Annotated in this window: 12 protein-coding genes; 7 read left to right on the top strand and 5 right to left on the bottom strand. The window is 45.2% G+C overall.

All coding sequences use genetic code 11. The annotated features are described in order from the left end of the window. Window positions 1–64: 64 nt before the first annotated feature. Entirely contained in the window at window positions 65–880 is an 816-nt protein-coding gene (locus tag ACMCM8_RS09125) for an acyl-CoA thioesterase (RefSeq protein WP_412722341.1), read from the top strand. A gap of 63 nt (window positions 881–943) precedes the next feature. Here the strand turns inward: ACMCM8_RS09125 and ACMCM8_RS09130 are convergent, their stop codons facing one another. Beyond that, entirely contained in the window at window positions 944–1789 is an 846-nt protein-coding gene (locus ACMCM8_RS09130) for an HDOD domain-containing protein (protein ID WP_412722342.1), read from the bottom strand. A 328-nt stretch (window positions 1790–2117) separates the two neighbouring features. Here ACMCM8_RS09130 and ACMCM8_RS09135 point away from each other — a divergent pair, with 328 nt between their 5' ends. Continuing rightward, window positions 2118–3401 carry a glycosyltransferase gene (locus ACMCM8_RS09135; protein WP_412722343.1) on the top strand — a complete coding sequence of 428 codons (1284 nt, stop codon included), beginning with the start codon at window positions 2118–2120 and terminating at the stop codon, window positions 3399–3401. Here ACMCM8_RS09135 and ACMCM8_RS09140 read toward each other — a convergent pair. After that, entirely contained in the window at window positions 3386–3784 is a 399-nt protein-coding gene (locus tag ACMCM8_RS09140) for a SufE family protein (RefSeq protein ID WP_412722344.1), read from the bottom strand. The two genes, ACMCM8_RS09135 and ACMCM8_RS09140, sit on opposite strands and share 16 nt — an antisense overlap. Window positions 3785–3905: 121 nt before the next feature. Then, window positions 3906–4301: a DUF2750 domain-containing protein gene (locus tag ACMCM8_RS09145; RefSeq protein WP_412722345.1), complete on the bottom strand. Its 396-nt coding sequence runs from the start codon at window positions 4299–4301 to the stop codon at window positions 3906–3908. Window positions 4302–4540: 239 nt separating this feature from the next. On the opposite strand from ACMCM8_RS09145, the gene ACMCM8_RS09150 reads away from it, so the two are divergent. The 3 genes from ACMCM8_RS09150 to ACMCM8_RS09160 all read left to right on the top strand — a co-directional run bounded on the left by ACMCM8_RS09150 (window position 4541) and on the right by ACMCM8_RS09160 (window position 6878). Beyond that, the gene (locus ACMCM8_RS09150; RefSeq protein ID WP_412722346.1) at window positions 4541–5191 is read left to right on the top strand and encodes a hypothetical protein; all 651 of its coding nucleotides are present in this window, start codon (window positions 4541–4543) and stop codon (window positions 5189–5191) included. A 203-nt stretch (window positions 5192–5394) separates the two neighbouring features. Continuing rightward, the gene (xthA, locus tag ACMCM8_RS09155) at window positions 5395–6204 is read left to right on the top strand and encodes an exodeoxyribonuclease III (protein WP_412722347.1); all 810 of its coding nucleotides are present in this window, start codon (window positions 5395–5397) and stop codon (window positions 6202–6204) included. Between the two features lie 32 nt (window positions 6205–6236). Continuing rightward, entirely contained in the window at window positions 6237–6878 is a 642-nt protein-coding gene (locus ACMCM8_RS09160) for an energy-coupling factor ABC transporter permease (RefSeq protein WP_412722348.1), read from the top strand. Window positions 6879–7038: 160 nt separating this feature from the next. Here the strand turns inward: ACMCM8_RS09160 and ACMCM8_RS09165 are convergent, their stop codons facing one another. Together ACMCM8_RS09165 and ACMCM8_RS09170 are read right to left on the bottom strand one after the other, a co-directional pair. Further along, entirely contained in the window at window positions 7039–7602 is a 564-nt protein-coding gene (locus ACMCM8_RS09165) for a phosphoribosyltransferase (RefSeq protein ID WP_412722349.1), read from the bottom strand. Between the two features lie 222 nt (window positions 7603–7824). Continuing rightward, window positions 7825–9048 (bottom strand): lipoprotein-releasing ABC transporter permease subunit, encoded by a 1224-nt coding sequence (locus tag ACMCM8_RS09170; protein WP_412722350.1) that lies wholly within the window; start codon window positions 9046–9048, stop codon window positions 7825–7827. Between the two features lie 148 nt (window positions 9049–9196). On the opposite strand from ACMCM8_RS09170, the gene ACMCM8_RS09175 reads away from it, so the two are divergent. Beyond that, entirely contained in the window at window positions 9197–9796 is a 600-nt protein-coding gene (locus ACMCM8_RS09175) for a PilZ domain-containing protein (protein ID WP_412722351.1), read from the top strand. Window positions 9797–9861: 65 nt separating this feature from the next. Next, window positions 9862–13377 (top strand): transcription-repair coupling factor, encoded by a 3516-nt coding sequence (mfd, locus tag ACMCM8_RS09180; protein WP_412722352.1) that lies wholly within the window; start codon window positions 9862–9864, stop codon window positions 13375–13377.

Below are 13377 nucleotides of genomic sequence, written 5' to 3' on the forward strand. Positions count from 1 at the left end.
TTCTGTTCACTAGCGGTTGAGGTAGGATGAGTCCTCTTTAACTCATCAGACCAGATAGGCGCTTATGACGGTAGACGAACTGTTAACACTTCCTGCGTTAACCCAGACATCTGACAACACATGGACAATTGACGGCCTCATTATTCCAAAAACATGGGGACAAGGCAGAACTGCTTTTGGTGGCATATCTGCAGGTATGCTTTATGCGGCGGTTAAGCAACAAGTCACAGACAACCGTGTGCTGCGCTCTTTTACGACTAATTTTGTTGGTCCATTATCGTTAGACACCCCGTTTAGTATTGAAGTCACCCTATTGAGAACCGGTAAAAATGTGTCTCAGTTCACGGCGCACGCCATTCAAGAAGGCAAAAGCTGTGTTTTCTCACAGGCCTGTTTCGGGGTAGCGAGAACGTCTGCCATACGCGTAGAAAACAACGAAACACACAATATGGGGCAACCCACCAAAGCCAAATTCATTCCTCAAATTCCAAAAGTAACGCCTAAGTTTTTGCGTTATTTTGACTTGGCCATTGATGAAGGTGGTATCCCATTTACGCGCAGAAAAACCAGCCATTATCACGGATTTATGCGGTTTAAACAGCCACCATCGCAAATTACTGACGCCCATATCATTACCATGATAGATGCCTGGCCCCCTACATTACTGCAAATGATGAAACTGCCAGCACCTGCAAGCACAGTCAGTTGGAACTTAGAGTTTATTCACCCGCACAAAGCGGTCGAACCTACAGATTGGTTTGGGTATCAGGCGCATACAAGACAAGCTGCGGATGGGTACGGACACACCGAGGCAACCATTTGGGATAAAGACAACGAAGTCATTGCCATAAGTCGACAAACCGTCGCTATATTTGACTAGAAAGCGGCGTTTTCCTCTCAATCTCAACATGGCAACGGTCTTTTCAGACTTGCTGAAAAGACCTTAATACAACATAAATGCATTGGGGTTAAACAGCGATATCACAGAAATACATTGCAGGTTAGTGATATCCAGCGCGTCTTCTAAGTCTTCGCGTTTAAGCGAAAGTGACTCGTGAAGTGCCGGTTTAAGATGATGATAACTGGGGTAAATTTCGGGATTGACGTTATCAAGCGCCAACGCGTAAGACAATTGCAGTATTTTCTTTTCCTCGTCGTCGGTTTGCTCTGGCTCATCGTGAATACTTTCGATTGGCGCTGAAATACTGCTTGGGATGCCCCATTTGTCAATCAATTGAGCGGAAAGTGATGTATACGAAAAACCCAATACACTTTGCTGTAATTGTACAGGGCTAACGCGGGTATTAAATGCCTGACAACGAGCCGCCGCTTCGGGCAACATAGATACTACGACTAATTCACCGATATTGTGCAAAAGCCCTGCTACGAACATGCGTTCAGGCTCGCGAATATGGCGAAGATCTGAAAAATATTTAGCCAGTAAACCGCAGGACACACTCTGTTCCCAAAATTTGTCTAAATCGATTTGCTGACCATCCACATCAGAAAAGGCTTGTGTCACACCGTAAGCCAATGCAAGGTCATAGGTTGAACGGGTACCCACCACTTGGATTGCCTTTGTGATAGTGTCAATTTTATTGGGGAAACGATAGAGCGCGGAATTTGCCACCCGCAACAACTGAGTCGCTAAGGAAGGATCAAAAGCGATAATGTCGCCGACGTCATCTATACTCGACGCTTCGTCATCCATACACGCCTTCAAACGCGTCACGGAATCTGGCAATACAAAAAGGTCTGAAGCTTTTGTAACTATTTCATCTATATACATTATCAAGCATTCTCCGATGCAGGGTTCAGACGTTTAAAATGAGATACAGCGATTGCCCCCACGTATTTAGGGTATAGGTCAAAAATTTGACTAGGTCAATAAAACTTAAGGCGTAGAAAAAAATCATAACGATAGACATCAATTACTTAAAAAACAAACAAATACCATCGCCAAAGAGAAGCTAGCACTGACTGAAGCGTCATTAATATGAACATTAGAGTTAACTGGCGAAACGCGGTAACATTAAAGGCACTGTCACTTGCCTAGCTAGCAGGGTGTGTCTTGTTCAAATGCTCAAGCTTTCTCCCTTTTAAAAGTAGTACTCCCTATGAATTTACACGTCGCAATAATCGGTTATGTCTGGCCTGAGCCCAAATCCTCTGCCGCCGGCCAAAACATGTTATCAATTATTCATTCGTGCCAAGCAGCGGGTTACCAGGTCTCCTTCTTTACTGCTGCGACTGATAGCGCACATAAAGTGGATTTAGCAGCGATAGGTGTGACAAGTTATGATATTGCCCTTAATTGCAGCAGCTTTAACACGCGTATAGCAGAACTTAACCCTGATATCGTGATCTTTGACCGCTATATGACTGAAGAGCAATTTTCCTGGCGAGTGAAAGAAGCTTGTCCTCATGCACTTCGTGTTTTGAATACGGAAGATTTGCACAGTTTACGACAAGCACGCCATGAAGCAGTAAAGTCAAATGGCGATGCCATGACGGCAAATCTCAACAATGAACTGGCGCAACGAGAAATTGCCGCCATGCTAAGAAGCGACATTACATTAGTTATTTCACAATATGAAATGGCATTGCTGAAAGATTTCTATCGCGTCCCTGCTTCACAGCTTTACTATCACCCCCTGGTGACAGGCGCCATTGTCAGAAATACACCCAGTTTTGAAGCAAGAGCGCATTTTGTTCACATCGGCAACTTTCGACATGCCCCTAATTGGGATGCGGTACTTCAACTTAAACAACATATCTGGCCTGAAATTCGCCGAGCGCTGCCCCAAGCACAGCTTCATATCTATGGTGCTTACCCACCTAAAAAAGCCACTCAGTTACATAATGAGAAACAAGGTTTTTTAGTGAAGGGTTGGGCAGACAGTGTAGAAGAAGTTATGGTCAACGCACGGGTATTGATCGCTCCCTTGCGTTTTGGTGCGGGTATAAAAGGAAAACTACTTGATGCCATGCGTTGTGCCACGCCCAGCATCACTACCTGGATAGGCGCTGAAGGCATTGTCGATGATAACCTACACAATGTGTGGCCTGGCGCGATATGTGACGACAACCTGAACGATCCTGACACCATTGACGACTACGTGAGACATGCGGTGGCACTTTATACACAGAAGTCCTGTTGGCAAGAGGCCAGTCAAAAAACGGCCTCGTGCCTTGATCAGTTTGATCAGCACAAACCTCAAGTCGACCTCGGTACCCATCTCAAACAATTAACTACGATACTTGCTCAACATCGACAAGGTTTATTTATGCAAGGCTTAGTATGGCATCACACGTTAAATGCAACAAAATACATGAGCCAGTGGATTGAGGCTAAGAATCGAACGCCACTGCCTAACGAAGAGCATCACTCAGCAAAATGACGTAAGGTATTTATCACTGCTTTGATGCCATTGCCGCGAGATTGGCTTAAATAGCGCTCCAGCTGACAACGTTTTAGGTAAGTGTCAAAATCGAACCCTGCGCGTTGCGTCGGAGTTAAACTATTGGCCTTTTCTAGCAGCACGGCCAACACACCACGAATAATTTTACTGGGCGAGTACGCTTTCAGTTGTTGCTCAGAAGAACAATAGCTCACCCACACAGGGCTTTCGCACCCCTCTACTGCGTTTTGTGCTGTGCGCAAAGACACGTCCAGTAAATCAAGATCCTTGCCCGCAAGCATTAACGCTCGGGTAAATGCATCCCAGCCCTTTGCCTGGGAGACCGTACTTGCAATAGGCATTAATTCATCAATATCAGACATCACTCCAATCCCCTTTGCCGTTAATCCACCAAATATACTAGCGCCAGCTAAACATTGCTGAACGCTGCATCACAGCAACCATTTACCGCTTAAGGTCTTGAATTGTAGTCTGTACTCTAGACTAATCGGCAATTAATTCAGCTGCGAGATCGTCAGCTTCCATCACCAAATTTTCAACATCACTGGTGGTAGGAAACATAACCAGTTCAACACCATTTTTCTGCAATCCTGGTAACCAGGTTTCAGTGAATTCATCCAGAGAAAGGTTTACGCAATCCCCCGTAATCCCATTGGCAGTGACAAAAGACTGGGCTAAATCGCGGTGTGGAAATACGGGCAGTTGCACCTTTTCATCGCTTTCAAACATGACAAAACCCTCTGCGCCTTGGACCAACCAAATTTCTTTGGCTTTCAGCACATAACTAATAACCAGTTCCTGGCGTTCTTCTGCAGACAGCTTCATAGCCTGAGCAATGACGGTGTCATTCAATTTTTCTGAAATCGTTTCTGGAAACACGTTTTCTTCCTATCGGTAATTTTGCGGGCAAGTATACTCGCCTTACTGTCATGTGCAATGTAGGATAAATGAAAACTGAAAGAGAGCATCGCTGTTATCAAAAGGGCTAATCGTGATATCGTGGCTTACTCAAATAAATACCCAGCGTGTATTGCTTGTCGCAGCAGTGTGAAGTGACGTTGTACTCATGTATTCACCCGCGCCTTGTACACGACAACCCATGACTAAGATTCGAATATATGTCCAGTGTCTTTAACGCACTTAAGCAAGAAACGCAGGCGAACCACGCCAGATTAGAATGTACTTATCCCTTTTTAAGCTATCAATGTGTAGAAAATCTAACTTCTGGCGCCTATGCAGACATCTTATCGGTCATGGCCCTATTTCACCAGGCTGCCCATGACGTGCTGGTAGACGCATCAGCTAGTAGAGCTATTTCCCAGGTACTTGCACAGCATGCGAATGGCAAAGACATTCTGACCGCTTTAGATTGTGATCAACGGGCGTTGGCAACGGTTTCTCGTCCTGTTTCTAAGCCGCAACCACCTAACGTTGTACTTCCCACTTTTCACTCGTCAGTAACCAGTAGTATTGCCGCGCTTTACGTCTGGCTAGGGTCGTCAATGGGCGCGAATATTATATTGCGCAGGCTAATCAATTCAGACAAAGCCCTTCCAACGCATTACTACAGTGCAATGGCAAATGCGTCAAAACAATGGATATCATTCAAGTTTACCGTTGAAAGTGAGTTCGCCAACTTAATTGCAGATGAAGTGTTTACTCAGCACCTTGTTGACGATGCCAATAGTTGGTTTGAGTATCTAATCTGCCTGGGAACCGCGCACTTAGCCAAACCCGAGCTGACTTCCTCTTCAGAACACGTTATTTAGCGCCTGTTGAACTTTGCTGTGCATTTTTTGCAGCTACCTGTAGCTGTCTAGCCAAGGCCGATGATTGAAGGTCTAGTAATTTATGTATAACAGCAAAAGCCATCCATCAGGTAACTACTGAATAGTTTTTTCGTCGTAGCGTTAAGCACACAGACAGTTTCTGATAAACTCCCTATACATTTTAATCACCAACATTGAAAAGCATGAAAGTAGTTTCCTTTAACATCAATGGTATCCGCGCGCGCCTACATCAACTACAGGCACTTATTGACGCACATCAGCCAGACATTATTGGTCTGCAAGAAATTAAAGTACACAACGAGCAATTTCCAGTAGAAGCGGTTGAAGCAATGGGTTACCACGTGTTTTACCATGGGCAAAAAAGCCATTACGGCGTAGCTTTTTTAGCGAAAAAAGAGCCGTTAGCCGTGACCATGGGATTTCCCAGTGACGAAGAGGATGCTCAACGCCGTATGATCATGCTGAAAACCACTGATGATAATGGCTTACCGGTAACAATCCTAAATGGCTATTTCCCTCAAGGTGAAAATGAAAAGCACGAAATTAAATATCCGGCAAAGCGTAAGTTCTATCAAGATCTGATGACTTATCTCAATGATAATCACACGCCCGAAGACAATGTAATTGTCATGGGAGATGTCAATATTTCCCATACTGATCTGGATATTGGCATAGGTGAAGAAAATCGAAAGCGATGGCTTAAAACCGGAAAATGTAGCTTTTTGCCAGAAGAAAGGGAATGGTTAAACCGATTACTGGATTGGGGTTTTGAAGACAGTTTCAGAGCATTGAACCCACAAGCAAATGATAAATTTTCATGGTTTGACTACCGCTCGAAGGGGTTTGATGACAATCGCGGTCTGCGTATCGATCTCATTCTTGCCACATCACCGTTGCACAGCAAGTTAACCGATGCAGGGATTGATTACCCATTGCGAGGCATTGAGAAACCCTCTGATCACGCGCCTATTTGGGCAGAGTATAAAGGTTAACACTGTTATTCAAAGTACAAACAGGAGCAGTAGTGAGTACATTTCAAACCCTGGCAGTTTTGGCCTACCTGGCCATGTTATTCGCCGCGATACGGTTTATTGATATTACCCACTTTGTGAAAAGCCGACACCAGCAACACCTTGTATTCGGCACAGCTGCCACACTGTTTGTACTTTGGCTATTAAAAGCCGGAATTTTTGAAGGTTTAGACGTACACTTTCTCGGTTTGAGTGTACTTACGCTCATGCTCGGCTTTCGCTATGCCCTAGTCGCATCTGGATTGGCGTTGTTTGGCTCGGTTGCCGTAGGATACGGCAGTTGGTCAAGTATTGGTGTTCATGGCTTATTGGGAACAGTTCTGCCTATTGGTGTAACGTACCTGTTTTATATGTTGTCTTTTCACCGCCTTCCACGCCAATTGTTTATCTATATATTTATTTGTGCGTTTTTCCCCGCCGCACTGTCTATGGCTTTAAAGACTTTTACATTAGGGCTGTTCTATTACTTCGAAGGCATATATACATGGGATGTTGTGTATAACAATTATATTTTACTCATCCCCCTACTTATCTTTCCCGAAGCGCTGTTAAATGGCATGGCAATTACGTTATTGGTGATTTACCAGCCAGCCTGGGTTTACACCTTTCACGATAAATTCTATTTAAACAAATAAGAGACTGACACTTTTACGCTCTTGCGTAGCGACATTGGCATTGTACACACCCTTTTCTTTTATAGATGTGATGAACAATCCAATAACGCATAAAAAAACCGCGCATCACTTGATAGCGCGGTTTTAACATGAAAATTAACAGCTCCCGTACAGGAATAGCTTATTTTTTGAATAAAATATCCATCACATCGCTAAGTTCACTTTTACCTTCGCGAATTTCTTCTTCTGATAACCCTGCTATTTCATGAGGAAAGACCAGCCACTCGTCACTTTCATTCACGTAGTAGTCAGGTACGATATCGGTCGTGTTATTCTGTGGCTTATACCATGGACATGCAATGCGAATGTCTTTTGGCATGTTCAGGCGCATCAGTTTATTTATTTGCTTAATCAGGGCATCAACACTGCGACCAGAATCAAACACATCGTCTACAATTAATAGCTTATCGCCGGCATTGGCATTTTCGACTAAGTAATGCAAACCGTGCACGCGAATCTCTTTCGACTGTTTGTTGATTCCATAGTAAGACGATGTACGTACGGCAATATGATCAGTTGACGTGTTCTTAAACTCAAAGAATTCTTGAACCGCAATACCAATCGGCGCTCCACCTCGCCAGATACCAATAATAAAGTCTGGGCGAAAGCCATCTTCATACACCTTTGACGCTAAGCGAAAGGAATCCTGTAAAAGCGATTGCGAGGTGATAAAATTCTTCTTCATGACGTCTCACTGGGCAAAATTTAAAAGACCGCGAGTATAGAGAATTTCAACCTAATTTGCACGTAGAGCCTGTTAATTTTTGCTATGTATTGTCGCAGTGGTGTTTGTGCCGTCTAGACAAGAGGTTTGTTTGAAGGTCTAGTGGGCCTAAACGTTTGTTTCGCGTTTAAAAAACTTCCGCTTAGACCGAATTTTGCAAAGCAAAGATCGACGAGTACTACACTATTCATTTTGTAATGCTTGAGAGGGTTGTATTTTCATTGCTTTGCGGGCCGGATAAATACTCGCTCCCACACACAATAACAAAGACAAACCGCAGATACTGAATATCTGAACCCACTCCATTTTTACCGGAAGTCCACTTCCGTCAGACGCCAAGGCCAATGGTGACCCCACCAAATAGAGAATATTATTCAGTTGAAGGGTTACCACAACCCCCAACACCAGTCCGATAAGTGCGCCTTTTAAGCCGTTAAATAAACCGTTAAGGACAAATATTCCCATGATGGCGCGGGGATGCATGCCTTGTGTTTGCAATACCGCGATGTCACCTTGCTTTTCAGTCACAACCATGACAAGGGCAGAAACAATGTTAAATGCCGCGACTGCGATAATCAGTAACAGCATTAACATCATCATATTTTTTTCCATTTTCACCGCATCAAACAATGGTCCCTGGCGTTCTCGCCAGGTTTTAATCTCTGACTTGTCCAAAGAATACTGCGCGGTTAACTGGGCTACTACTGTTTGATAATCAAAGGCATCGGATAAAAATAAACGTTGAGTCTGACCTTGCCCCTTTGGATCCCGCAACAACCGATTGACATCGTCGCGATGCATGTAAATCACTTTATCATCCATTTGCGATCGCAAGTCGAACACCCCTGCTATTGTCACCAATCGCTGGCTTGGCATGCGACCAAAAGGCGTGTAAACACTGGCTCCTGCCACCATCACACGTAATTTATCGCCTACTCGCACCTGTAGCTTCATCGCCAGAGCTCGCCCGATAATGGCGTAGTAACTGCCTGATGTTAACTGAGAGAACTGGCCTTGCTCCATATGAGACGCCACTAAGGTATGTGCTGCCATTACATCAGGCTCAATGCCGTGAATTTGTACCCCGCGAATGTCGGTACGACTTTGCACTACAGCTTCGGCTTCGCGATATGCCATTGTCGCGACGACACTTTTAATATTGTGTATAGGCTGCGGTTGTTTTAATTCCAGATGAGGAACTACACCCAATATGCGCTGCTTGAGCTGACCTTCCAGACCGTTCATCACTGACACGACAATAATTAAGGCCATTAACCCCAAAGCAATTCCTGCCACCGAAAAGCGGTTGATGAATGAAATAAAACTGCTCTGATTGGCACTGTTTGATTTTGTGTAGCGATAGGCGATAAACGCCGATAGCCCAGTGAACGGAAATGAAGAGTACATAACGCCTTGGATTATATTAATACGGTAATCTGTCTCACATTTAGCTATGCTTAACCCGATACATAGATACAGACAAACCCAAAATAGTAATGTGGCTATACTACGTGTAAGCTACTGGCGGTACAAGAATTAGTGGCAGAGGAATGCAGTGAACGAACAGAGTCTGGAACAGAAAAAAGCCCAATTCGATGAGTATTTTTCCATCGCTCATGGTATCAATGTTAACGTGCGTGCGTTAGACGAGGGTGAAACCGTTCCCAACCAAGACAATATTGAAGAGGCCATGCCCTATGCCTTTCGCATTGCCAGCGAAATGGCCAGTATTGAAGCACAAGCAATACGACCGCTTCGAAATCTAGGTGATCACGCCGAATCACTGGCCGACTATTTAAATCACCAATCCCGTAAAATTGATTTGATGATGTCTTTTGTTTTGCATCAACAAGACGAACCAGCGTTTCGCTATAAAACTGTGCGATTCGGTGGTGGCGGTGTTGTTATTGAGTCCACTGAGCCGTTAGCAATTGGTGTCCACGCTGAGTTAAAGCTCTTTTTAGATGCTGAAGCAGCCGCCATTTTCTGTTTTGGTGAAGTAATTACTTGCGAGCAAGTCGAAGATCGATACCATATTGCCTTTATTTTTAATACCATTCGCGAACAGGATCAGGAGTTACTGGTGCGGGCGAGTCTGCATATTCAAACCCAGCAACTCAGAAAACGTGCGAAAGAAAAGAAAGCAGGATCCTAATCGGCGCATTCAACTGTATATAACGCCGAACCGTTTGGTATTACTCGTATTAAAAATAGGACGTCATGACAGCCACCTTATTATCGCTACCTCTGCCTAAACAGAAGAAAGACGCGTCGTCTCAAGATCACAAGCAATGGGGGCAATTACAAGGCAGCAGTACTGCGCTTTGTATTAGCCAAGCGCTTAATCAATACACAGGCCCAATAGTATTGATCACTGCAGACACCCCTTCTGCAATGAAACTGGAACGTGAAATTGCCTTTTTTCTTCAGTCGGATGAAGCTAACCAAGGCACGCAAGCCATCCCCCCTATTACGCTTTTTCCCGACTGGGAGACATTGCCTTACGACTCGTTTTCTCCCCATCAGGATATTGTATCCCAGCGCTTAGAAACCTTGTTTCGCTTCACCCAGCAAGGTGAAGGAATATTCATTGTTCCTATCAACACGTTAATGCAACGTCTTGCGCCCACTGATTACCTTGCCAAATATTTGTTAATGCTTAATAAAGGCCAAACCCTCGACAGAGATCAGTTTAGGCGCAATTTAGAGCAGGCTGGATACCTTCATGTCAGTCAGGTAATGAGCCACAGTGAATTTTCGGTACGGGGCAGTATTATTGATTTATTTCCCATGGGGAGTGATCAACCTTTTCGCATCGACTTGTTCGACGATGAAATTGATTCTATTCGTTATTTCGATACCGAAACCCAACGCTCTGGCGAGGCGGTGAATGAAATTCGCCTATTGCCCGCCAGAGAGTTTCCAACTGATAAAGACGCCATCACCCTATTTAGGCAGCAGTTCTTAGCAAAGTTTGATGCCAACAATGCCTCTGAAAGTGTCTTTTCACAGGTCAGTAAAGGCACTATGCCAAGTGGGATTGAATATTATTTGCCGTTGTTTTTTGAAAAAACAGCTACCCTTTTTGACTATTTACACCCCAAAAGCTTATTGCTTCTTCACGGCGATGTTCAAGACGCCAGTGAGTTTTTCTGGGCAGACGTGCAAGAGCGTTACGAGCAATATCGCTATAATCTAGCCCGCCCATTACTGGCGCCCGATGAGCTTTTCCTGCCAATTAATGAATTGTTTGGTGCAATTAAGCAATGGCCCCGGGCTACGCTCACCGCTAATGTGCTGGATGACAAAGCAGGCTCAACGAATTTCCAGTGCATCAAACTCGATGACATTGCTATTAATCCACAAAAAAAGGTACCGGCGCAGCGGCTTATCGATACCGTTAATAGTGCGCTGGAACAAGGGGCCAAAGTCCTGTTTTGTGCAGAGACGCAAGGTCGCCGTGAAGGCCTACTGACCCTACTTAAAAAGGCCGGTATAAAGCCCACACCGGTAGAAACCTTTAATCGCTTTATAGCCAGTCACACCCAAGTGGGCATTACAGTGGGGATGGTAGAACACAGTTTCCGCTGGCAAAGTGGCGAAGGCGAATTGCTGTTTATTACGGAAACAGAATTACTCGGTCACAAAGTCACCCAGCGACGTTTACGAGATAAACGCAGCGCCACCGATGAAAGTGCCATCATACGCAACCTGGCAGAGCTATCGATTGGACAGCCAGTGGTGCATTTAGACCATGGTGTAGGCCGTTATTTAGGCTTACAAACCCTTGATGCTGGCGGAGTCACCACTGAATACTTATGTATTGAGTATGCCAAGCAATCAAAACTGTATGTGCCGGTAGCGTCACTTCACTTAATTTCCCGCTATACAGGCGGAGATGCTGATAGCGCCCCGGTGAACGCGCTAGGTTCTGATGCTTGGAGTAAAGCCAAGCAAAAAGCGGCAGAAAAAGTCAGAGATGTGGCAGCAGAACTTCTTGATGTATACGCCCGTCGCGCCGCCAAACCCGGTTTTGCCTATCCTATCAATTGGGACGATTATCAAGCGTTCGCCGATAGCTTTCCGTTTGAAGAAACACCGGATCAAGCCCAGGCGATTGCCGCGGTTATGCACGATATGGGTACGCCACTGGCCATGGATAGACTAGTATGCGGTGATGTCGGCTTTGGTAAAACAGAAGTCGCCATGCGCGCCGCTTTTCTCGCCGCCAATGCAGGAAAACAGGTCGCGATTTTGGTTCCCACTACCTTGCTTGCGCAGCAACACTACGAGAATTTTAAAGATCGCTTCGCCCAGTGGCCTTTTGAAATTGAAGTCATGAGCCGATTTGTCAGTGGTAAGGCGCAAAAGTCGATTGTAGAGCGCATAAGCGAAGGCAAAGTCGATATCGTGGTAGGCACACACAAACTGCTTTCCAGTGAAATTAATTATAGCGATTTGGGTCTGGTGATTATTGATGAAGAACACCGTTTTGGTGTGCGTCAGAAAGAAAAGCTCAAGTCGCTTCGCGCTGACGTAGATATTCTCACGCTCACCGCCACACCTATACCGCGGACGCTAAACATGGCGTTATCGGGCATGCGTGACCTCTCTATTATTGCCACGGCTCCTGCGCGTAGGCTGTCGATAAAAACCTTTGTTCAACAGCGCAACAAAGCGGTGATCCGCGAAGCAATCATGCGTGAAATTTTACGCGGTGGTCAGGTGTATTTTCTGCACAATGAAGTAGACACTATTGCACGTACCGCTGAAGAAATCGCAGAAATCGTTCCTGAGGCGAGAATTGCGGTAGGCCATGGACAAATGCGTGAACGCGAGCTGGAAGGCGTGATGAGCGACTTCTATCACCAGCGATATAACGTACTGGTGTGCACAACCATTATCGAAACGGGGATCGACGTTCCCAGTGCCAATACCATTATTATGGACAGAGCCGATCACCTCGGCTTGGCCCAATTGCACCAATTGCGCGGTCGGGTTGGTCGCTCTCACCATCAGGCTTACGCGTATTTGCTCACCCCGCATCCCAAACGCATGACCAAAGATGCGGTAAAACGTTTGGATGCGATCTCACAATTGGAAGATTTAGGCGCAGGTTTTGCGCTGGCTACCCATGATTTAGAAATACGCGGGGCCGGTGAGCTACTTGGCGATGATCAATCCGGTCAAATCGCCAGTATTGGCTTTAGCCTTTACATGGACATGCTTGATAAAGCGGTAAACGCCTTGAAAGAAGGCCGAGAGCCATCGCTAGATGACGCCATGGCAGGACATACCGAAGTAGAACTACGCATACCCGCTTTGCTTCCCGACGATTATATCGCTGATGTGAATACCAGACTGTCATTGTATAAACGACTGGCCAGTTGTAATACCCAAGACGATATCGATGAGTTCCAAGTTGAATGTATCGATCGCTTTGGACTGTTGCCAGAACCAGCCAGAAACCTTATTGAAGTGGCGGAAATAAAGTTAAAAGCGCAAGCCATTGGTATTTTGAAAGTAGACTTGTCGGCACAAGGCGGTACCATAGAATTTAAAGAGACCACTAAGGTCGACCCGGGTTATATTATTCGATTGGTGCAAACTAAACCTGATACGTTTAGATTTGAAGGAAGTCAAAAATTGCGTATCGTTAAAAACACTGACACCGCTAAAGCGCGCATTGCGTTTATAAGCGATATTATTGCCGATTTTGCTAAGGAGTCGCGCTAA

The organism is Alteromonas sp. D210916BOD_24 (assembly GCF_047159385.1).
Lineage (GTDB): Bacteria > Pseudomonadota > Gammaproteobacteria > Enterobacterales > Alteromonadaceae > Alteromonas.